This window comes from Sphingomonas sp. HITSZ_GF (assembly GCF_029543155.1).
In the GTDB taxonomy this organism is placed as follows: Bacteria; Pseudomonadota; Alphaproteobacteria; order Sphingomonadales; family Sphingomonadaceae; genus Sphingomonas.
In genome coordinates, this window is sequence record NZ_JARQXA010000004.1 from 188,394 (window position 1) to 208,001 (window position 19,608).

The 19,608-nt window shown below is 67.5% G+C and carries 21 protein-coding genes; 10 read left to right on the forward strand and 11 right to left on the reverse strand.

The window, feature by feature from the left end:
* Positions 1-182: 182 nt before the first annotated feature.
* The 8 genes from P6144_RS12675 to coxB form a co-directional block, all read right to left on the reverse strand.
* A complete protein-coding gene (locus P6144_RS12675; RefSeq protein WP_277768410.1) occupies positions 183-833 on the reverse strand; it encodes an SURF1 family protein in 651 nt (216 codons plus the stop codon).
* Positions 833-1,192 carry a DUF983 domain-containing protein gene (locus tag P6144_RS12680; protein WP_277768129.1) on the reverse strand — a complete coding sequence of 120 codons (360 nt, stop codon included), beginning with the start codon at positions 1,190-1,192 and terminating at the stop codon, positions 833-835. Before P6144_RS12680 ends, P6144_RS12675 begins: the two co-directional genes overlap by 1 nt.
* A gap of 43 nt (positions 1,193-1,235) precedes the next feature.
* Positions 1,236-2,069 carry a cytochrome c oxidase subunit 3 gene (locus P6144_RS12685; protein ID WP_277768130.1) on the reverse strand — a complete coding sequence of 278 codons (834 nt, stop codon included), beginning with the start codon at positions 2,067-2,069 and terminating at the stop codon, positions 1,236-1,238.
* Between the two features lie 87 nt (positions 2,070-2,156).
* Positions 2,157-2,717, reverse strand: a complete 561-nt coding sequence (locus P6144_RS12690) for a cytochrome c oxidase assembly protein (protein WP_277768131.1) — start codon at positions 2,715-2,717, stop codon at positions 2,157-2,159.
* Positions 2,714-2,890 carry a hypothetical protein gene (locus tag P6144_RS12695; protein WP_277768132.1) on the reverse strand — a complete coding sequence of 59 codons (177 nt, stop codon included), beginning with the start codon at positions 2,888-2,890 and terminating at the stop codon, positions 2,714-2,716. The genes P6144_RS12690 and P6144_RS12695 overlap by 4 nt, the downstream gene beginning before the upstream one ends.
* Entirely contained in the window at positions 2,887-3,789 is a 903-nt protein-coding gene (locus P6144_RS12700; protein WP_277768133.1) for a heme o synthase, read from the reverse strand. Before P6144_RS12700 ends, P6144_RS12695 begins: the two co-directional genes overlap by 4 nt.
* Positions 3,790-3,924: 135 nt before the next feature.
* A complete protein-coding gene (gene ctaD, locus P6144_RS12705) occupies positions 3,925-5,592 on the reverse strand; it encodes a cytochrome c oxidase subunit I (RefSeq protein WP_277768134.1) in 1,668 nt (555 codons plus the stop codon).
* A 4-nt stretch (positions 5,593-5,596) separates the two neighbouring features.
* Complete coding sequence (coxB, locus tag P6144_RS12710; protein ID WP_277768135.1) at positions 5,597-6,691, reverse strand: cytochrome c oxidase subunit II; 1,095 nt, start codon at positions 6,689-6,691, stop codon at positions 5,597-5,599.
* Positions 6,692-6,863: 172 nt separating this feature from the next.
* Here coxB and pyrE point away from each other — a divergent pair, with 172 nt between their 5' ends.
* Positions 6,864-7,448, forward strand: coding sequence for an orotate phosphoribosyltransferase (gene pyrE, locus P6144_RS12715; RefSeq protein ID WP_277768136.1), 585 nt, complete (start codon positions 6,864-6,866; stop codon positions 7,446-7,448).
* 4 nt (positions 7,449-7,452) lie between these two features.
* On the opposite strand, the gene P6144_RS12720 is transcribed toward pyrE, so the two are convergent.
* Positions 7,453-7,752, reverse strand: coding sequence for a hypothetical protein (locus P6144_RS12720; protein WP_277768137.1), 300 nt, complete (start codon positions 7,750-7,752; stop codon positions 7,453-7,455).
* 77 nt (positions 7,753-7,829) lie between these two features.
* Here P6144_RS12720 and P6144_RS12725 point away from each other — a divergent pair, with 77 nt between their 5' ends.
* The 6 genes from P6144_RS12725 to P6144_RS12750 all read left to right on the forward strand — a co-directional run bounded on the left by P6144_RS12725 (position 7,830) and on the right by P6144_RS12750 (position 13,886).
* Complete coding sequence (locus tag P6144_RS12725) at positions 7,830-8,558, forward strand: pyridoxine 5'-phosphate synthase (RefSeq protein WP_277768138.1); 729 nt, start codon at positions 7,830-7,832, stop codon at positions 8,556-8,558.
* Positions 8,559-8,664: 106 nt separating this feature from the next.
* A complete protein-coding gene (gene acpS, locus P6144_RS12730) occupies positions 8,665-9,069 on the forward strand; it encodes a holo-ACP synthase (protein ID WP_277768139.1) in 405 nt (134 codons plus the stop codon).
* Positions 9,069-9,941: a signal peptidase I gene (lepB, locus tag P6144_RS12735; RefSeq protein WP_277768140.1), complete on the forward strand. Its 873-nt coding sequence runs from the start codon at positions 9,069-9,071 to the stop codon at positions 9,939-9,941. The genes acpS and lepB overlap by 1 nt, the downstream gene beginning before the upstream one ends.
* Entirely contained in the window at positions 9,941-11,104 is a 1,164-nt protein-coding gene (locus tag P6144_RS12740; RefSeq protein ID WP_277768141.1) for an AI-2E family transporter, read from the forward strand. The genes lepB and P6144_RS12740 overlap by 1 nt, the downstream gene beginning before the upstream one ends.
* Positions 11,101-11,724, forward strand: coding sequence for a maleylacetoacetate isomerase (gene maiA / locus P6144_RS12745; protein WP_277768142.1), 624 nt, complete (start codon positions 11,101-11,103; stop codon positions 11,722-11,724). The genes P6144_RS12740 and maiA overlap by 4 nt, the downstream gene beginning before the upstream one ends.
* A gap of 131 nt (positions 11,725-11,855) precedes the next feature.
* Complete coding sequence (locus P6144_RS12750; protein WP_277768143.1) at positions 11,856-13,886, forward strand: TonB-dependent receptor; 2,031 nt, start codon at positions 11,856-11,858, stop codon at positions 13,884-13,886.
* Positions 13,887-14,055: 169 nt separating this feature from the next.
* Here P6144_RS12750 and P6144_RS12755 read toward each other — a convergent pair whose 3' ends face one another.
* Complete coding sequence (locus P6144_RS12755) at positions 14,056-15,144, reverse strand: glycosyltransferase (protein WP_277768144.1); 1,089 nt, start codon at positions 15,142-15,144, stop codon at positions 14,056-14,058.
* 193 nt (positions 15,145-15,337) lie between these two features.
* Here P6144_RS12755 and P6144_RS12760 point away from each other — a divergent pair, with 193 nt between their 5' ends.
* From P6144_RS12760 to P6144_RS12770, 3 genes are read left to right on the forward strand one after another with little or no spacing between them, the layout of a single operon-like run.
* Positions 15,338-16,270, forward strand: coding sequence for a hypothetical protein (locus P6144_RS12760; protein ID WP_277768145.1), 933 nt, complete (start codon positions 15,338-15,340; stop codon positions 16,268-16,270).
* A complete protein-coding gene (locus P6144_RS12765; RefSeq protein WP_277768146.1) occupies positions 16,267-16,785 on the forward strand; it encodes a DUF2141 domain-containing protein in 519 nt (172 codons plus the stop codon). Before P6144_RS12760 ends, P6144_RS12765 begins: the two co-directional genes overlap by 4 nt.
* A gap of 12 nt (positions 16,786-16,797) precedes the next feature.
* Complete coding sequence (locus P6144_RS12770) at positions 16,798-17,997, forward strand: glycosyltransferase (RefSeq protein ID WP_277768147.1); 1,200 nt, start codon at positions 16,798-16,800, stop codon at positions 17,995-17,997.
* On the opposite strand, the gene P6144_RS12775 is transcribed toward P6144_RS12770, so the two are convergent.
* Positions 17,937-19,484, reverse strand: coding sequence for a hypothetical protein (locus P6144_RS12775; protein WP_277768148.1), 1,548 nt, complete (start codon positions 19,482-19,484; stop codon positions 17,937-17,939). The genes P6144_RS12770 and P6144_RS12775 overlap by 61 nt on opposite strands.
* Between the last annotated feature and the right edge of the window lie 124 nt (positions 19,485-19,608).

A 19,608-nucleotide genomic window follows, 5' to 3' on the forward strand; every position in this document is an offset into this window, starting at 1 on the left:
GTCAGCCTTCTCCGTCATGCTGAACTTGTTTCAGCATCCAACCCTCCTCCAGCGATACCGCTCGTGGAAAGTTGGACCCTGAAACAAGTTCAGGGTGACGAGGGATTTGTCCGGCTGCATCGCGTCATTGCACGAGATCCCGGCTTTCGCCGGGATGACGGAAAGGGGCGCCGGGATGACGGTTATTGGTCCGACGTTTCCTGGTTCGGCTCCGCCTGCTTCGGCTTCTGCCGCCATTTGAGCGCGAGCACGTAGATCACCGACGCCACCAGCGCGAACAGGAACCATTGCACCGCATAGGAGAGATGGTTGTTCGGCACGCTCGACAGGTCGGGCTTCGCCGTCGGCTGCAGCCCAGGCGCGGCGGTTTCCGAGATCAGCATCAGGTGCCTGGGTTCGCTGTCGAACAGCCCGGCGAGCATCGGGCGGTGATCGGGGGCATGGGTGATCGTGCCGGTCACCTTGCCGCCCTTCCACACCGGCTGGAACTTGGGATCGGCCGCCACGCCCATGTCGACCAGCAGCACGGGGCCTTCGGCGCCGGTGCGGCACTGTGCGAGGTGGCGATAGCCGTTGCTGCCATCCGTGGCGCGTCCGCCCTGGCTCTGCCAGCCGACGACCTGGAGACAGAAGGCGCTGGCGCGGCGGAACAGATACGCGTCGCCCACCGGCAGGCGGGGAAACGCCATTTCGGGCTTGCCGAAATTGGCGGCGTAGCGCTGGATCGCGGCAAGCTTCTCGCCCCGGCGCTCGATCTGCCAGATGCCGAGGCCAATCATCAGCGCGACGGCAAGGGAGGCGATAATCGTCGGGATCAGCGGGAAGCGCGGCATCATTCGCTCCGAATGCGCCCTTCGCCGGCGCGGTTGCGATATTCGAGCGCGAGCAGCAGCCCCTTGGAGACGCGCAGCGACAGGATGACCAGCGCGGCGGTGATCGGAATCCACAGAAGCGCGTGGATCAGCAGCCCCGGCTGGAAGGTGAACTCGACCCAGAGCGCGAGGCCGGTGACCAATGCGCCGATGCCGAGGGTGAGGAACACCACCGGCCCGTCGCCGACATTGAAGCGGGTGAAGTCGAGCCCGCAGGCGCCGCATTTTTCGGCAAAGCCGGTGAAGCTGCGGAACAGCGTCGGCGCGCCGCAGCGCGGGCAGGCGCCCTTCGTCCCCGAAAGGATCGGGGGAGGCGACACTGGGCCGCCTCCCCCGGGAATATCCTTGTCGCTGTCGGTCACGTCAGCCGTGGACCGGCGCGCCCCAGCCGCCCCAGATATAGATGGAGGCGAAGAGGAACAGCCACACCACGTCGACGAAGTGCCAGTACCAGGCGGCCGCCTCGAAGCCGAAATGCTGCTTGGGCGTGAAGTCGCCCTTGTAGGCGCGCACCAGGTTCACGATCAGGAAGATCGTGCCGACGATCACGTGGAAACCGTGGAAGCCGGTCGCCATGAAGAAGGCGCCGCCATAGCTCGAGCCGCCCTCGCTCGCCGCCTTGAAGGGGAAGGGGGCCTCCATATACTCATACGCCTGGAAGCAGCTGAACGAGATGCCGAGCAGGATCGTCAGCCACAGGCCCTTCTTCAGCCCCTCGCGATCGCCGTGGATCAGCGCGTGGTGCGCCCAGGTCACGGTGCAGCCCGAGCAGAGCAGGATCAGCGTGTTGAGCAGCGGGAACTGCCAGGCGTTGAGCACTTCCATGCCCTTGGGCGGCCATTGCCCGCCCACTGCCTCGACATGGCTGGGGAAGAGCGAGAAGTCGAACCATGCCCAGAACCAGCCGACGAAGAACATCACTTCGGAAGCGATGAACAGGATCATGCCGTAGCGCAGGTGGAGCTGGACGATCGGCGTGTGATCGCCGGCATGCGCTTCCTGGATCACCTTGCCCCACCAGCCGAACATCGTGATCGCCACCAGCCCGACGCCGATGAAGAACACGAAATAGGCGCTGGGATAGCTGTGCATCACCATGATGCCGCCGGCGGCCAGCACCAGCGCCGAAAAGGCGCCGAAGAGCGGCCAGATGCTGGGCGGAAGGATATGGTATTGGTGGTTCTTTGCCCCGGCCATCGATCTTCCCTGTCCTAAGCTTTTCGGCGGAGCTTAGGGCGGCAATTCGCTTCCCGCAACAACCCTGATGCGGCGATCGCTACGGCTTCAATGCGCCTTGGCCGCGGCGGCGGCGATCGCCGGCGATTCGGCGGGATAGAAAGTGTAGGACAGCGTGATCTCCTGCACGTCGCGCGCATCGGGATCGTCGAGGATCTTGGGGTCGACATAGAAGATCACCGGCATGCGTACCGTCTCGCCGGGCTTGAGCGTCTGCTGGGTGAAGCAGAAGCACTGGATCTTGGTGAAATACTTGCCGACATAGATGGGGGTGACGTTGAACGTCGCCGTGCCGGTCACTTCATGGTCGCCGGTGTTGGTGGCGGTGAAGAACGCCATGTCGCGCCCGCCGATGTCGATCGTGTCCTCGCGCCGCTCGGGCTGGAACTTCCAGGGAATGCCCTTGGCGACGTTGCTGTCGAACGCCACCGTGATCTTCTGGCCGACGCTGCCGGGCGCGCGCAGCCCGCGCTGGGTGGTGCCGTTGAGGCCGGTCGCCTCGCAGAACATCCGGTAGAGCGGCACCGCCGCGAAGCCGAGCCCGGTCATCGAACACACGCCGATGCCGGCGAGGATTGCGACGCGCAGGTTGCGGCTCGGCCACTTCATCCGCCGTGGCCCAGCTGGATCTTCACGATCGAGATGGCGAAGACGAGCACCACGAACAGCCCGAGCAGCAGCGCCATCACCAGCGCGCGGCTGCGCTGGCGGGCGCGGACCAACTCGGCCTCCTCCGCGGGGCCGGGCGGGGGCGGCGGGGCCTGGATCAGATCATCGGTCATGCGAACCACCTGTCGACAACGAGCGCGCCGAAAACGACGAAGAGATAGAGGATCGAGAATTTGAACAGCCGCTTCTCGGGCGCCATGTCGTCCCCGGGCTCGGTGCGGCGGATCGCCACCTGCACCGCCATTGCGAGGAACAGGCCGGACATTACTGCGGCGGTGATCCCGAAGACCGGGCCCGCCAGCCCGAGCGGCCAGGGCGCCGCGGCGCACAGGATCATCGGGATCGTGTAGAGCCCGATCTGGATGCGGGTGGAGCGTTCGCCCGCCACCACCGGCAGCATCGGCACGCCGGCATTGGCGTAATCGGTCTTCACGAACAGTGCGAGCGCCCAGAAATGCGGCGGCGTCCACAGGAAGATCAGCGAGAAGAGCAGCACCGGCATCAGCGTCACGTCGCCGGTGGCGGCCGCCCAGCCGATCATCGGCGGAAAGGCGCCGGCGGCACCGCCGATGACGATGTTCTGCGGCGTCCGGCGCTTGAGCCAGATCGTATAGACGAAGACATAGAACAGGATCGAAGCGGCGAGGATGATCGTCGCCGCCAGGTTGATCGCGAAATACATCAGCACCAGGCTGAAACAGGCCAGGCCGACGCCGAAGTGCAGCGCCGACTGCTTCTCCATGCGGCCCGCGGGGAGCGGCCGCCCCTGCGTCCGCTTCATCTTGGCGTCGAGATCGGCCTCATACCATTGGTTGAGCGCGCCGGCGGCACCGGCGCCCAGCGCGATGCACAGGATCGCGGTGAATCCCAGGATCGGATGGATATGCGCGGGCGCGGCGAGCATGCCGCACAGCCCGGTGAAGACGACGAGCGTCATCACCCGCGGCTTGGTCAGCGCCAGGAAATCGCGCCATTCGGCGGGCAGGGTCACGGTTGCTGCGGAAGTACTCATGGTCGTGCAAGCGCTATAGGCGCGCGCGGCGTTGGGGGGAAGTGGACGCTTTGCCGCAGGGTTCCGCCGCGCCAACGAAAGCGCCCCGGAAGTTTCCTCCCCGGGGCGCTTGTCGTTTCAGCCTTTCGGCGCGGCTCAGTGGTGGCCGCCGTCCTCGATCACCGGCAGGGTCTCGAACTGGTGGAACGGCGGCGGGCTCGACAGCGTCCATTCGAGCGTCGTCGCGCCTTCGCCCCAGGGATTGCCCTCGGCCTTGCGGCCGGCGAACAGCGACCAGGCGATGTTGAAGAAGAAGATCAGCATGCCGACGAACATGATCATGTAGCCATAGGTCGCGACCTGGTTCCAATGCGCATAGGCATCGGGATAGTCCGGGTAGCGGCGCGGCATGCCCTGCAGGCCCAGGAAGTGCATCGGGAAGAACATCACGTTCACGCCGATGAAGAACACCCAGAAATGCAGCTGGCCGAGCAGTTCGTTGTACATCCGGCCCGACATCTTCGGGAACCAGTAGTAGAAGCCGGCGAACAGCGAGAACACCGCGCCGAGCGACAGCACATAGTGGAAGTGCGCGACGACGTAATAGGTGTCCTGCATATAGTCGTCGACGCCGCCATTGGCGAGCACGACGCCGGTCACGCCGCCGACGGTGAACATGAAGATGAAGCCGATCGCCCAGACCATGGGGGTCTTGAAGCTGATCGAGCCGCCCCACATCGTCGCGATCCACGAGAAGATCTTCACGCCGGTCGGCACCGCGATGATCATCGTGGCGGCCGTGAAGTACATCTTGATCTGCACGCTCATGCCGGTGGTGAACATGTGGTGCGCCCACACGACGAAGCCGACCACGCCGATCGCGACCATGGCATAGGCCATGCCGAGATAGCCGAACACCGGCTTGCGGCTGAAGGTGGCGATGATCTGGCTGACGATGCCGAAGCCCGGCAGGATCATGATGTACACTTCGGGGTGGCCGAAGAACCAGAACAGGTGCTGGTAGAGGATCGGGTCGCCGCCATATTGCGGATCGTAGAAGGCAGTGCCGAAGTTGCGGTCGGTCAGCAGCATGGTGATCGCGGCGGCGAGCACCGGCAGCGCCAGCAGCAGCAGGAAGGCAGTGATCAGCACCGACCACACGAACAGCGGCATCTTGTGCAGGGTCATGCCCGGCGCGCGCATGTTGAAGATGGTGGTGATGAAGTTGATCGCGCCCAGGATCGAGCTGGCGCCGGCGACGTGGAGCGACAGGATCGCCATGTCGACCGACGGCCCCGGCTCGCCATAGGTGGAGAGCGGCGCATAGACCGTCCAGCCGGTGCCCGCGCCGATGCCGACAAAGGGCGAGGCGAGCAGCAGCAGGAAGGCCGGGATCAGCAGCCAGAACGAGATGTTGTTCATGCGCGGGAACGCCATGTCCGGCGCGCCGATCATGATCGGGACGAACCAGTTGCCGAAGCCGCCGATCATCGCGGGCATCACCATGAAGAACACCATGATCAGGCCGTGCGCGGTGATCAGCACGTTCCAGAAGTGCATGGCGTCGTCGAAGCTGCCATGGCCGTGCAGCATGCCCAGCCAGGTGGGCAGATACTGGATGCCCGGGTGCATCAGCTCGGCGCGCATCAGGCCCGAGATGCCGCCGCCGATGATGCCAGCGACGATCGCGAAGATCAGGTAGAGCGTGCCGATGTCCTTGTGGTTCGTCGACATGAACCAGCGGGCGAAGAAGCCCGGCTTGTGATCGGCATCGTGATGATCATGCGCATGGTCGTCATGCGCGTGGAGGGCGATATCGGTCATGGTCTCAGTTGCCCGTCGTGTTGCCGGCGGCGGCGTTGGCAGCCGGCGCGGTCTCGTTGGTGGCGGCCGGTTCGGCGGCGGCATTGGTTTCGGCGGCCGGCGCGGCAGCGTTCTGCGCCGCCTCGGCAGCTGCGGCAGCGGCGACCTCGGCCGGCATGGTGCCGCCCTTCGCCTTCACCCACTGCGCGAACTCGGCGGGCGACACTGCCTCCACCGTGATCGGCATATAGGCGTGGCGCGCGCCGCACAGCTCGGAGCACTGGCCGAAATAGACGCCCGGCTTCTCGATGATGAAGCTGGTCTCGTTGAGCTTGCCCGGCACCGCGTCGAGCTTGATCCAGAAGGCGGGGACCGCCCAGCTGTGGATCACGTCCTGTGCGGTGGTGACGAGGCGGATCGGCACGCCGTAAGGCAGCACGACGCGCTGGTCGGTCGCGAGCAGGCGCGGGCCGTCGGCATCGGTGCGATACCGCTGGCCGGCCGGAACCTGGCTCTGCTCCTTGAGCATGTTGGCGGTCAGCTGGATGCCGCCATTGTCCGGATATTCATAGCTCCAGAACCACTGGTTGCCGATCGCCTTGAGCGTCACGGCATCCTTGGGCGCGGGCTTGAACTGTGCGGCGAGCAGGCGGATCGAGGGGACCGCGATCGCGATCAGGATCAGCACCGGCACCAGCGTCCAGACCACTTCGATCGCCGTGTTGTGCGCGGTCTTGCTCGGCGTCGGGTTGGCGGCGCGGCGATAGCGGAAGATCACCCAGAGCAGCAGGATCAGCACGAACACCGAGATCGCGGTGATCAGCGGCACCAGCACCGAATTGTGGAACCAGTGGGCCTCGCGCCCGGTCGGGGTCACCTGTTCCTGCAGCGTGATCGCATCGGCGGTCGGCTGGCCGATGCCGGGTGCCGCCTTGGTCAACGGCTGGCCCTTGGCATCGAGCGTGGGATCGGCGACGGCCGGCGTGGCGGCTGCTGCCGGAGCGGCGGTGGCGGTCGCCGCCGGGGCGGCCGCGTTGGAAACAGGCTCCTGAGCCGAAGCGGGCATGGCAAAGGCCAGCCCCGCTGCCAGGAGAGTCGAAGTCAACCCAAGCATGCGCATCGTCTATTTTCACCCTGTTCCGCGAGAGCCCCGGGCTGGGAAAGGATTGCCCCCAGTGCAACCGGGGTACACGAGGCATGCATCCATTCTCAACCCTTTTTGATCGCCCGTTGCGGTCGATAGGAGGTGGTCCTAAGGGAAATTCAAGTCCCCGCGATGATTGGAGCGAGCATTGGAAGGCAACGCAGTTCTGGATGAGTTTCGTGCTGCAGGTGCGTTGCTCGAAGGCCATTTTATCCTCTCTTCTGGCCTTCGTTCGCCCATCTTCCTGCAAAAGATGCGTATTTTCGAGGACCCTGCGCGAACCGAGCGTGTGTGCAGTGCACTAGGAAAGCTGATTCGCGAAACCTTTGGCGAAGTCGACATGGTCGTCTCGCCGGCCATCGGTGGAATCATCCCGGGCTATGAGACGGCGCGCGCGCTCGGCTGCAAGGCGGTGTTCGTCGAGCGCGAGGACGGCGAGTTCCAGCTCCGCCGCGGCTTCGAGATCCCCGAAGGCGCGCGCATCGTCATGGTCGAGGATATCGTCACCACCGGGCTGTCGTCGCGCGAATGCATCGCCGCGATCCGCAAGCATCCGGGCACGCTGCTCGGCGCCGCCTGCATCGTCGATCGCTCGAACGGCACCGCGGACGTCGGCGTGCCGCTGGTCTCGCTGCTCAAGATGGACGTGCCCGCCTATCCGGCGGACCAGCTGCCCCCCGAGCTGGCGGCGATCCCCGCGATCAAGCCGGGCAGCCGGGCGATCACGGCATAGTCGGCTAACGATAGGCTCCTTGATAGCGCCTTGGGCTGCCAAGTTGCACCAGTTCCCGGTCGCGCCATTTGCGCGCGCTATCTTGGCAATTGTGCAAGTCGTCCAGCGCCTGCGCGCGGCATTGCCTGAGCGCGCGCATGCCCTTGATGCTGTCGCAGACAGGATAGCTACGTTCGTAGGTGGCGGCGCAGGCGCGGGTCTTGCTCCAATAGACCCGGTGCGTCTGCATGCGCTGCTCGCCCAGTTCGACTTCGCTCTGGCCGAGCGTGCCGGCAAGGAAGAGGAGGGCCAGGATGGTTTTCATCGCGCGTCCTTCCGCTGGACTTGACCCGCATGAGGTCGCCTCCCTACGTGGCCGAACTAAGGAAAGGGTGTGACGCGATGACCGGAAAGCTCCGTCTCGGTGTAAACATCGATCACGTCGCCACCGTGCGCAACGCGCGCGGTTCGGGCTATCCCGATCCGGTGCGCGCCGCGCTGCTCGCGGTCGAGGCCGGCGCCGACGGCATCACCGCGCATCTGCGCGAGGATCGCCGCCACATCACCGACGACGACATCGCCCGGCTGGTCGACCAGCTCACGGTGCCGCTCAACCTCGAGATGGCGGCGACCGAGGAGATGCTGGCGATCGCGCTGCGCCACCGCCCGCACGCGGTCTGCATCGTGCCCGAGAAGCGCGAGGAGCGCACCACCGAGGGCGGGCTCGATGCCGCGGGGCTGCACAACCACCTTGCGCCGATGGTCGAGCAGCTGCGCGCCAATGGCAGCCGCGTCTCGCTGTTCATCGAGCCCGATGCGCGCCAGATCGACGCGGCACTCCGCCTCGGCGCGCCGGTCGTCGAGCTGCACACCGGCCGCTATTGCGAGCTCGCCGAGAATGCGCGCGAAACCGAGCTCAAGCGCATCGCCGATGCCGCCGCGCTGGCGGTGAAGGCCGGGCTCGAGCCGCATGCCGGCCACGGCCTGACCTTCGACAATGTCGTGCCCGTAGCGGCGATCCCGCAGATCATGGAGCTGAACATCGGCCATTTCCTGATCGGCGAGGCGATCTTCGACGGGCTCGCCCCGGTGATCGCGCGGATGCGCGCGCTGATGGATGCGGCGCGGTGACCGCTGCCTCTTCCGTCATCCCGGCGAAAGCCGGGATCTCAGGGAGGCGGGCGAGCCGCCCGCGGCACGAGACCCCGGCTTTCGCCGGGGTGACGGTCAAGCCGTCATGATCATCGGCCTCGGCTCCGACCTCTGCAATATCGAGCGGATCCAGAGCTCGCTGGACCGTTTCGGCACACGTTTCGAGCAGCGCAGCTTCACCGAGACCGAAGTCGCCAAGGCGAAGACCCGCCCGCACAATTATGCCGCCACGCTCGCCAAGCGCTTCGCCGCCAAGGAAGCCTTCTCCAAGGCAGTGGGAACCGGGTTCAAGGCGGGCGTGTTCATGAAGGACATCGGCGTCGTCAATGCGCCGTCCGGCGCGCCCACCCTGGCGCTGACCGGCGGCGCAAAGGCGAGGCTTGACGCCATCACCCCCGCGGGTCACGTCGCGAAGGTGCATCTGACGCTGACGGACGATCATCCCTGGGCGTTCGCCATGGTGATGATCGAGGCGGTGAAGGAAGGTTGATGGGGGCGGACGAGCTCGCGTTGAGTCACGAAGCGTTCGAGGAGGAGGCCGAAGCCCGACCGCACACCGATTGGTGGGCCGAGGCGCGCGGTATCCTCTGGCTCGTGATCGCCGTGCTCGGCTTCCACAGCCTGATCGCCAAGCCCTTCTTCATCCCCAGCGAATCGATGCTGCCCGGCCTGCTCGTCGGCGATCGGCTGGTGGTCACCAAATATCCCTATGGCTTCAGCTGGGTGACGCCGACCTTCCACATCCTGCCGCACATGCCCGGCCGGATCCTCGGCAAGCTGCCCGAGCGCGGCGACGTGGTGATCGTCACGCCGCCCGGCACCAACACCGATTACATCAAGCGGGTGATCGGCCTGCCCGGCGACACGATCGGCGTGCGCGGCGGCATCGTCTATCTGAACGGCCAGCCGGTCCCGCGCCGGGCGATGGCCGATCGCTATATTCCCGTCGACGCCAATACGCGTTGCAGCCCGGATCAATATCCCGGCCTCCGGGTTATGCGCGGCGACAGGCTCTACTGCCGCCTGCCGATCTTCCGCGAGACGCTTCCCAATGGCCGGTCCTACGACACCGTCGATCTCGGCTTCTTCCCCGGCCGTGGCGACAATTATCCCGAGATCCGCGTGCCGAAGGGCAAGGTGTTCCTGATGGGCGACAATCGCGATCGCTCGGCCGACAGCCGCTTCACCCTTGCCGAGAATGGGCTGGGCGGTCCGGTGCCCTGGGAGAATATCGGCGGCCGCGCCGAGTTCATCACCTTCAGCCTCGACGGCAGCGCCAGCTGGAACCCGCTGACCTGGCCGCAGAGCTTCCGCCCCGGCCGCGCCGGCACCTCGCTCCATCCGCAACGGGACAGCCAGTGATGAGTGATCCGCTCGCCTCCGACAAGGTGCATGTCGTCACCGAGCCCGGCCCGAACGAGCTGCGCGATCCGATGGTCCGCGCCGAGCTGAAGAAGGCGAGCGTCTGGTTCGGCATGGGGATCGCGGTCGCGCTGGTCGTGCTGCTGATCCAGCCGCTGCTGATCATCTTCGGGGGCCTCGTCTTCGCCTCAATGCTCGATGGCGGTGCGCGCCTGCTCGGCCGCATCCTGCCGATCCCGCGTGCGCTGCGCATCTTCATCGTCATCCTGCTGGTGATCGCCTTCTTCGGCGGCATCTTCTACCTGACCGGCGTCCAGATCTCGGCCCAGGCCGAGCAGCTCCGCACCACGCTTGAGGTTCAGGCCAACAAGGTCGCGCAATGGGTGTCCGAGCTGGGGTTGATGCCCGGCCGCTCGGACCTGACCGGGCTGGTCCAGCAGGCGCTGGGCAGCGTCGGCAAGCTCACCTCGGCGGTCGGCTCGGTGTTCGGTGCGGTCTCCAGCTTCCTGATGATCGTGATCATCGGCCTGTTCGTGGCGCTCGAGCCGCGCATCTACGAGCGCGGGCTGCAATGGATGGTGCCCAGCGACGCGCGCGACCAGTTTGCGCTGACCATCAGCCGCATGGCCACCACGATGCGCCGCCTGCTCGCCGGGCGCCTGCTCGGCATGCTGTTCGAAGGCGTGCTCACCGCCATCTGCCTGTGGCTGGCGGGCGTGCCGATGGCGCTGCTGCTCGGCATCATCACCGGCGTGCTTGCCTTCATCCCCAATATCGGTGCGTTCATCTCGGGCGTGTTGATGGTCTCGGTCGGCTTCAGCGCCGGCACCGATACCGGCATCTGGGCGATCATCATCTATTTCGGCGTGCAGAATTTCGACGGCTATGTCGTGCTGCCGCTGGTCGCCAAGCGCACCGTCGACATGCCGCCCGCGCTCACTCTGTCGTCGCAGATCCTCGCCAGCACGCTGTTCGGCGTGCTCGGCCTGGCGCTTGCCGATCCGATCGTCGCGATGATCAAGGTCGCGCTGGAAAGCGAGGCCGAGCGCGCCGCCCGCGCCTCGTCCGAGCATGGCCCCCGCCAGAAATGGCGCGTCCGGCTGCGCCGCCATTATGAGCAGGACGCACCGACCCAGCTCGATCCGCCCACGGGCGCGGCATGATCCTCTATGATTATTTCCGGTCCTCGGCCGCCTATCGGGTGCGCATCGCGCTCAATCTGAAGGGGCTGCCCTATGACCGGCGCGACGTGATGCTGCTCGAGAACCAGCAGCGCAGCCCCGAGCATCTCGCGCGCAACCCGCAAGGCTTCGTGCCGGCATTGGAGGTGGAGGGCGGCACCGTGCTCACCCAGAGCCTGGCGATCATCGACTGGCTCGATGCCCGGCATCCCGCGCCGCGGCTGATCTCCGCCGATCCCGATGCGCGCGCGGCGGCGCTGGCGCGCGCGCTGGTGATCGCGGCGGACACGCATCCGCTCAACAATCTGCGCGTGATGCGGCGGCTCAAGGCGATGGGCGTCGACGAGGCCGGGCGCAACGACTGGACGCGCCACTGGATCGTCGAGGGCTTCGCTGCGTTGGAGGCGATGGCGGGCGACGGCCCGTTCCTCGGTGGCGACGCGCCCGGCGTCGCGGACGTCTTCCTGGTGCCCCAGATGTACAATGCCCGCCGTTTCGACACGCCACTCGATGCCTTTCCCCGGCTGGTAGCGATCGACGCCGCCTGCACCGCGCTGCCGGCCTTCGCCGCCGCCCATCCCGACGCCGTGGCGCCGAAGTGAGGCTCGCCCTTTTAAGCCCCTCCCCTTCAGGGGAGGGGTTTGGGGTGGGGCGGGTGTCTCATCGAGACCGGCGCTTGCGGATAGGCCCCACCCCAACCCCTCCCCTGAAGGGGAGGGGCTTTATCTGGGCGATGGCGCTTGCGCTTCCGCTCCCCGCCTTCGCGCAGGACCAGGACGAAGCGCAGATCGTCGTCACCGGCCGCGGGCTCGAAGCCCCGCCGGGCGACGCCGCCTATGACGTAGTGACGATCGGCCGCGAGCGGATCGCCGGCACCGCCAGCGGGCGGCTGGAGGATGCGCTGCGCGATGCCGCCGGGCTCGCCCAGTTCCGCCGCTCCGATTCGCGCTCGGCGCACCCGACTTCGCAGGGGATCACCCTGCGCGGGCTTGGCGGCAATGCCTCGAGCCGCGCGCTGCTGCTGCTCGATGGCGTGCCCCAGGCCGATCCGTTCGGCGGCTGGGTTGCCTTCCCCGCCTATCTGCCGAGCCGCCTCGCCGGCGCGCGCATCGTGCGCGGCGGGGGCAGCGGCTATGCCGGGCCGGGCGCGCTCGCCGGCACGATCGAGCTGGAGAGCGGCGGCCCCGCCCAGCTCGGCAGCCTCGATCTCGATGCGCTCTATGGCAGCCGCAACAGCCTCGATCTGTCGGGCGTCGGCGCGGCGACGCTCGGGCGCGGCTTCGTCACGCTTGCCGGCCAATATGCGCGTGGCGACGGCTTCACCCCGATCGTCGAACGCAGCCGCGGCCCAGCCGACCGGCCTGCCCCCTATGAGCAGGCGGCGGTCGCGATTCGCGCTGTCACCGATCTCGGCGGCGATACCGAGCTCCAGGCCAATCTCTCCGCCTTCACCGATCACCGCGATCGCGGCGTCGACTTCACTCGGGTGAAGAGCGAAGGCGCCGATGCCAGCCTGCGCATCGTCGGCAAGGGCGAATGGGGCTGGTCGGCGCTCGCCTATCTGCAGACGCGCGGCTTCGCCTCGGGTTTTGCCAGCATCAACGACACGCGCACCACCGCGACCGCCACGCTCGATCAATATGCCGTGCCCGCCACCGGGATCGGCGCCCGCGTCGAGATCGCGCCGCCGATGGGCGGCGGCGTCACCCTGCGCCTCGGCAGCGACCTGCGCCGCGTCTCGGGCCGAACCGAGGAACTCTACACCTATGTCTCCGCCAGCCCGACGCGCCGACGCGTGGCGGGCGGCGAGAGCCTGACGCTCGGCGGCTTCGCCGACGCCAGCTATGAAAGCGGCCCGCTCACGCTCAGCCTGGGCGGGCGGCTCGATCATTGGGACATCACCGATGGCGCGCTGCTTGAGACACCGCTCGCCGGCGGCGCGGCGCTCACCGACAGCCGCTTTCCCGATCGCCATGGCTGGGAAGCCACCGGCCGCGCCGGCGCGGCATACCGGCTCGGCGCTGTGACGCTGCGCACGGCGGCCTATCGCGGCTGGCGCCTGCCGACGCTCAACGAGCTCTACCGTCCCTTTCGCGTCGGGGCCGACGCCACCGCCGCCAACGCCGCGCTCGATCCCGAGCGGCTTGCCGGCGCCGAGATCGGCGCGGACTGGCGCCCGGCGCCGTCGCTGACCTTGCGCGCCACCGGCTATTGGAACCGCCTCACCGCCGCTATCGCCAATGTGACGATCGCGCAGGGGCCGGGCACCTTCCCCGGCGTCGGCGTGGTCTCGGCGGCGGGCTTCTATCGCCAGCGCCAGAATCTCGACGCGGTGACCGCCAAGGGCGTCGAGCTCGACGGCAGCTGGAGCGCCGGCGCTCTCAGCCTCGCCGCCTCCTATGCCTTCACCGATTCGCGCGTCTCCGCCTCGGGCGCCGCGGCGGCGCTCGACGGGCTGCGCCCCGCCCAGACCGCGCGGCACCAGGCCAGCGCCACGCTCGGCTGGCACCGCGGCGATGCCGGGGCGTCGCTCACCGCGCGCTATGCCGGCCCGCAATTCGAGGACGACCAGAATACGCGCGTGCTGAAGGGCGCCTTCACGCTCGACGCCACCGCGGCATTGCCGATCACCCGCCATCTCGCGCTCCAGGCCCGCGCCGAGAATATCTTCGATGCCGAGGTGCAGGCGGGGATCAGCGGCCCCGGCGTGATCGAGCGGGCGCTGCCGCGGACCTTGTGGATCGGGGCGCGGGTGCGGCTCTAGGCCGCGTACCGGCCCAATCCGTCACCCCCAATAACCGCCATCCCCAATAGCCGTCATCCCGGCGAAAGCCGGGATCTCGCGCGGCTCCTGCCCCGCGCCTTCGCCTGAGATCCCGGCTTTCGCCGGGATGACGGATTGGGGCGGGGGACGGATTGGGGGAGGATGACGGCTATTGGCCGCCCGCCACCCGGTCGAACAGCGCGAGATATTCAGCAATCGGATCGCCGCCCGACACCACCGGCTCCGGCCGCGCCGCCTCGGGCCCCAGCCAATGGTCCAGCGCCGCGACCAGCCCGTCGGCATCCTCGCGGTCGATCACCGTTCCCAGCGCGGGCGTATGCACGATCTCGCGCACCGCCACGCTCGATTCGGTCGAGACCACCGGCGTTCCCACCGACAGCGCCTCGCGCAGCACGCCGGGCACGCCTTCATAGTCCGAGGTCAGCACCGCGACTGCGGCGCCCTTGAGCGCCGGCAGCGGATCGCCGGCATGGCCCGGCATCGTCACCCGGCCGCCGAGCCCCAGCGCCGCCACCTGCGCCTCCAGCGCCGCGCGGGCGCCGCCTTCGCCGAGCAGCAGCAGCTGGATATCCTGATCGGCGAGCCGGGGCAGGGCGGCGAGCAGCCGGTCCCAGCGCTTCTGCGGCTCAAGCCGGCCGACGCCGATCAGGTAGCGGCCCGCGGGCAGCACCACCGGCGCGGCATCGGCGATCGTGGCGGCGGGCGGATTGGCGATCACGCTCACCCGGTTCGCCGGCATGCCCATCTCGGCCACCGCCTCCGCCGCCATCGCCGGGGTCATCGCCACGACATGGTCGAGGAAGCGCGGGTGCAGCCGCAGCCAGCGGCGATAGCGCCACGCCGCGCCCGGCGAGAGCTCGGGGCGGACCAGCGCGTTCGAAACCTTGGCGACGATCGGCGGGCAGGTGCGGCCCAGCCGCAGCCGGGTCGCCGCGGCGATCCCGCTATAGTGGTTGCCCGCGCAGAAGATCAGGTCGGGCTGCACCGCGCGGACATGCCTCGCCAGCGAGAGCAGCGCCGAATAGCGCGCGTCGCCCAGCTCGATCAGCTCGATCCCCTGCGGGATTTCGGCGGCCAGCGGTCCCTCGCGGCTGCCCAGAACCAGCGTCACCCGGCGCCCCGATTTCAGCCATCCCGCGGCCATGCGCAGCATCGCCCGCTCCACCCCGCCGCCCTGCAGTCGCTGGGCATAGGTGAGGATATGCTGTGCGGTATCGGAATGGGTGCGGTGCAACATAAGCCCTTGCGGATTGCCACTCTTAGGCCCAAATCGCCCCCGCAATAAACCGCATTCTGCTGTCACCAGCCATTTTCGCGTTGGCGTGATCTGGGGGGCTGAGCGCCGCGAAGCGCGGATAAAGTGCTGTAATCGCTCGAATTTTCGAGCTGCGGAATATGATTCGGTGAACGAACCAAGTCTGGAGGCTTCGGTGAACACGAGCGTTGTCGAGGCCGTCCCCCTCCCGGGCGGGCCCGACCTTGCGGGTCTGGAGCCCGTCGAAAAGATCAAGCGTCGCTGGCCGGCCATCGTCGGCGGCGCGCTGACACTCCTCATGATCGTGGCGCTGGGCCGCGAGCTGTTCGGCTCGGGGCTGGCGGGGCTGTATCGCAACCTGCCGACCAACCCGCTCTTCTATCTGGTCTTCGCGCTCTATTATGTGGGCCCGCCGACCTTCGACTACATCATCTTCAAGCGCCTCTGGCAGATCCCGCTCGCCGGGCTCGCCGCGCTCCACAAGAAGCGCATCTCGAACGAAGTGCTGTTCGGCTATTCGGGCGAGGCCTATTTCTACGCCTGGGCGCGCCAGCGCACCCAGATGGTGGCGGCGCCCTTCGGCGCGGTGAAGGACGTGATGATCCTGTCGGCGATCGCCGGCAACGCGATCACGTTGATCATGATGATCCTCGGCCTGCCGCTCTATCTCGGGCTGGTGCCGCCCAGCTGGAAGCTGGCAGTGGTCGGCTCGGTCGCCGTGCTGGTGCTGATGTCGGTGCCCTTCCTGATCTTCTCGAAGCGCGTCTTCTCGCTGCCGCGCCGCGAGCTGTGGTGGGTCTTCCTCGTCCACTGCGCGCGCATCGTCACCGGCTCGCTGCTGGTCGCGATCGCCTGGCATCTGGCGATGCCCAACGTCTCGATCGGCGTGTGGCTGATGATGGCCGCCGGCCGCCTGCTGGTCTGGCGCCTGCCGCTGGTGCCGAGCAAGGAGGCCGCCTTCGCCGCGATCACCGGCGTGGTGATCGGCCAGGGCTCGTCGATGTCCGAGCTGATGGCACTGATCGCCGGTCTCACCCTTCTCGCCCATGTCACGCTGATCGGGGGCTTCAGCGTCCAGGCCCTGCTCACGAGGAACAAGCAGCAATGATCCGCCCCCTGATCGCAGGCACTGCCGCTGCGCTCGCCTTCGCCGCCACGCCCGCTGCCGCGCAGCAGGATCCGGTCGACGGCAATTGCGCCACCCGCGCCGGCGTCTCGCTCTACGTCAACGTCACCGGCCTCAAGGACCGGACCGGCCGGCTCAAGCTCGAGCTCTATCCGCCCAACGAGACCGACTTCCTGCGCGACGACACTTCGCTCAAGAAGGAGAACAAGCCGTTCCGCCGCATCTGGGCGACGGTGCCGCAGTCGGGCCCCGTCCGCCTGTGCATCCGCGCGCCGCAGGCCGGCACCTGGGCGGTGCTCTTCACGCACGACCGCGACGGCAAGAACAAGTTCAACTTCTGGGAAGACGGCGCCGGCTTCCCGAGCAACCAGAAGCTCGGCCGCAGCCGGCCCAAGGTGCGCCAGGCGCTGGTCAATGTCGGCCCGGGCGGTGGACAGATCACGATCCGTGCCCAATATCTGCGGGGCCTGGGCGGCTTCGGCCCGCTCGACGACTAAGGGGAGCGCGGCATGCGCATCGTCGACGTCAACGAGTTCTACTCGCCCACCGGGGGCGGCGTGCGCACCTATCTCGATCGCAAGATGGGGATCATGGCCGATATGGGCCATGAGCTGATCGTCATCGCCCCGGCGCTGCAGAATGCGATCGAGGAGCGCCCGGGCGGCGGCAAGATCTACTGGGTCAAGGCGCCGCCGCTGATCCTCGACCGCAACTACGGCATCTTCGTCCTCGACGAGCCGATCTGGAACCTGCTCGACGAATTGAAGCCCGACATCGTCGAATGCAGCTCGCCCTGGCGCCCCGGCTGGACCGTCGGCAAGTGGAAGGGCGATGCGGTGAAGGTGTTCTTCGCGCATGGCGACCAGATCGGCGCCTATCCGCAGCGCTGGCTCGATAGCGTGGCGACGCCGATCCAGGTGGAACAGGCCTTTGCCTGGTACACCCGCTACATGAACGACTTCCTCAAATATTACGACGCGTTCGTCACCAACGGCCCGGCGCTCGCCAAGCGCTTCCGCCGCCGGGGGATGCATGTCGATGCGTCGATGCCGCTGGGGATCGAGCGGCAATGGTTCTCGCCCGATCTGCGCGACGAGAAGCTGCGCGTGGCGCTATTGGCGCAGCTCGGGCTGCCGCCCGAGGGGCATCTGCTGCTCGGCCTGGGTCGCCACCACAAGGAAAAGCGCTGGCCGCTGGTGATCGACGCGGTCGAGGCCGCGGCCAACGACCTGCCCGTCGGGCTGATGCTGATCGGCGACGGCCCGCAGCGCGGCGCGCTCGAGCAGCGCATCGCCGGCAGCCCGCACATCAAGATCTTCAGACCCGTATATGACCGCGTCCGCTTCTCGCGGATCATGGCGAGCTGCGATGCGCTGATCCACGGCTCGGATGCCGAGCCTTTCGGCCTCGTCGCCTCCGAAGCGCTCGCATCGGGCCTGCCGCTGATCGGGCCCGACGAGGGCGGCTTTGCCGAGATCGCCGATCCGCTCTTCGCCGAGACCTATCGCGCCCGCGATACCTATTCGGCGGCCGATGCGATCCGCCGCATGTTCGCGCGCGAGCCGACGCTGCTGCGCAAGGCCGCGCGCATCGCTGCGGGCAAGGTGCGCAGCGATGCCGATCATGCGGCCGAGCTGATGGCCTATTATCAGGGCTTGCTGGAAGCGAAGCGCGGCGGCGCCGCCTTGAGCGCTTCGGGCAGCTCGTAAACCGAGATGTACAGGTCGCCCAGTGGCCAGCGGCCGCGCAGGCGGTAGCCCATCTTGTCCATCCGCTTCACGGCCAGCCGGTGCGAAGCCATGCGCTCGCCGAAATAGGTCGGGCGCATCACCACGATCTCGGGCTTCTGGTTGAAGATCCGGTTGATCTCGTCGAGCTGATCGACGCCCAGCGCGCCATTCTCGCGCTCGCGCGAGAGGTGGCTCGGGAAGATCCACGGCGTCACCGTGCAGCGATTGGTGTAGCTGTAGAGGATCGCATTGCCCGAATAGACGTACATGCAGCCGCTGCCCTGGCCGATGCCGTCGGCCAGCGCGTCGAGCTGCTCGGCATTGCCGCGGTGCCACATCGCGCTCCACGCGGTATATTCGCCGCCGCCGCCCGCCGCGAGCAGCATCGCCGGCCCCAGCCATTTCCGGCCGAAGGCGGTGCCGCCTAGATAGCCCGCGCAGCACAGGCTCGCCGGTACCATCACCGGCAGCGCATAATGGTTGAACCAGCTGCCGAACACGAGCAGCCCGATCACCGAAGCGATCAGCCAGCCGAAGAACAGCGCGCGCACCGGATGCTCGCTCGGGTCCTTCACCGGCACATGGCGCGACAGGCCCGAGACGATCAGCGGCACCGCCAGGATCAGCGCGATCTTGAGGAAGGCGCGCAGCAGCACGGCGGGCGGGTCGCTCAGCCGATCGACGATCGATCCGAAATTGGCGTAGAACCAGGCGTCGCCATGCCCGATCAGGATGAACGCGGCCCAGGCGATGAAGGTCGGCAGCCACACCGCCGATGCCCATAGGCAGGCGCGGCGGATCACATGCACGGTGCTGGTGCCGAGCCGGACCTCGCGCCACATCAGCCACAGGCCGAGGAACATCGCCTCGAACACCACCGAATATTTCACCTGCATCGCCACGCCGACGATCAGCATCGCGAACATCGCGCGCTGCACGCGGCGATGGTCGTCGCTGCGATCGTCGGGCTTGGGCACGACGAGCAGGAAGGCCCAGGCCATCAGCAGGTTGTAGAACACCGGCGCCTGGCCGCCCTGGCCGTCGCCGAAGTTGATCAGGAAGATGTAGAGCAGCGCCACCGTCAGCGCGCCGCGCTCCCAGCCGGCCTTCTCGGCCAGCCGCGCGATCAGCATCGCGGTGCCCACCACGGCGGCCAGCGCCATCGCCTGATAGATCCAGATTCCCGCCGGCACGCCGAAGGCGGCGGGCAGCAGGTAGATCAGGAACAGCCCCACGGGCTTGCGGTCCCACACATCGACGAAGGGCACTGCGCCGTGCAGCATCTGCTGCGCGGTGACGAAATAGAATTCCTCATCGACATGGACGACGGGATTTCCAAAGGTCAGCGCGCGCACCGCCACGGCGGCGAACAGCAGGATCGACCAGCGCGGCAGCGCGGCGATCGTCGCGGTAAAGTCGGTCAGGCGAGTCGTCCGGCTCCCCAGCACTTCGGACTTGCTTGCCATCAGGAGCGCGGAGCCCCGGGCAGGAGGTGATGCGGCATCGGGTTCTGTCAGGGCCTTGTTGCGTGCGACTGGAGGCGTGCTTAGCCTCGTCCGCGCCCGCTGTCACGAACCCGACATCAGCCAT

Bases quoted from the DNA above. Each gene is read 5' to 3' on its own strand.
- P6144_RS12675 (WP_277768410.1), bottom strand. From the start codon at position 833: ATGCCGCGCTTCCCGCTGATCCCGACGATTATCGCCTCCCTTGCCGTC.
- P6144_RS12685 (WP_277768130.1), bottom strand. From the start codon at position 2,069: ATGGCCGGGGCAAAGAACCACCAATACCATATCCTTCCGCCCAGCATC.
- P6144_RS12690 (WP_277768131.1), bottom strand. From the start codon at position 2,717: ATGAAGTGGCCGAGCCGCAACCTGCGCGTCGCAATCCTCGCCGGCATC.
- P6144_RS12695 (WP_277768132.1), bottom strand. From the start codon at position 2,890: ATGACCGATGATCTGATCCAGGCCCCGCCGCCCCCGCCCGGCCCCGCG.
- P6144_RS12700 (WP_277768133.1), bottom strand. From the start codon at position 3,789: ATGAGTACTTCCGCAGCAACCGTGACCCTGCCCGCCGAATGGCGCGAT.
- ctaD (WP_277768134.1), bottom strand. From the start codon at position 5,592: ATGACCGATATCGCCCTCCACGCGCATGACGACCATGCGCATGATCAT.
- coxB (WP_277768135.1), bottom strand. From the start codon at position 6,691: ATGCGCATGCTTGGGTTGACTTCGACTCTCCTGGCAGCGGGGCTGGCC.
- P6144_RS12720 (WP_277768137.1), bottom strand. From the start codon at position 7,752: ATGAAAACCATCCTGGCCCTCCTCTTCCTTGCCGGCACGCTCGGCCAG.
- P6144_RS12725 (WP_277768138.1), top strand. From the start codon at position 7,830: ATGACCGGAAAGCTCCGTCTCGGTGTAAACATCGATCACGTCGCCACC.
- acpS (WP_277768139.1), top strand. From the start codon at position 8,665: ATGATCATCGGCCTCGGCTCCGACCTCTGCAATATCGAGCGGATCCAG.
- lepB (WP_277768140.1), top strand. From the start codon at position 9,069: ATGGGGGCGGACGAGCTCGCGTTGAGTCACGAAGCGTTCGAGGAGGAG.
- P6144_RS12740 (WP_277768141.1), top strand. From the start codon at position 9,941: ATGAGTGATCCGCTCGCCTCCGACAAGGTGCATGTCGTCACCGAGCCC.
- maiA (WP_277768142.1), top strand. From the start codon at position 11,101: ATGATCCTCTATGATTATTTCCGGTCCTCGGCCGCCTATCGGGTGCGC.
- P6144_RS12750 (WP_277768143.1), top strand. From the start codon at position 11,856: ATGGCGCTTGCGCTTCCGCTCCCCGCCTTCGCGCAGGACCAGGACGAA.
- P6144_RS12755 (WP_277768144.1), bottom strand. From the start codon at position 15,144: ATGTTGCACCGCACCCATTCCGATACCGCACAGCATATCCTCACCTAT.
- P6144_RS12765 (WP_277768146.1), top strand. From the start codon at position 16,267: ATGATCCGCCCCCTGATCGCAGGCACTGCCGCTGCGCTCGCCTTCGCC.
- P6144_RS12770 (WP_277768147.1), top strand. From the start codon at position 16,798: ATGCGCATCGTCGACGTCAACGAGTTCTACTCGCCCACCGGGGGCGGC.
- P6144_RS12775 (WP_277768148.1), bottom strand. From the start codon at position 19,484: ATGGCAAGCAAGTCCGAAGTGCTGGGGAGCCGGACGACTCGCCTGACC.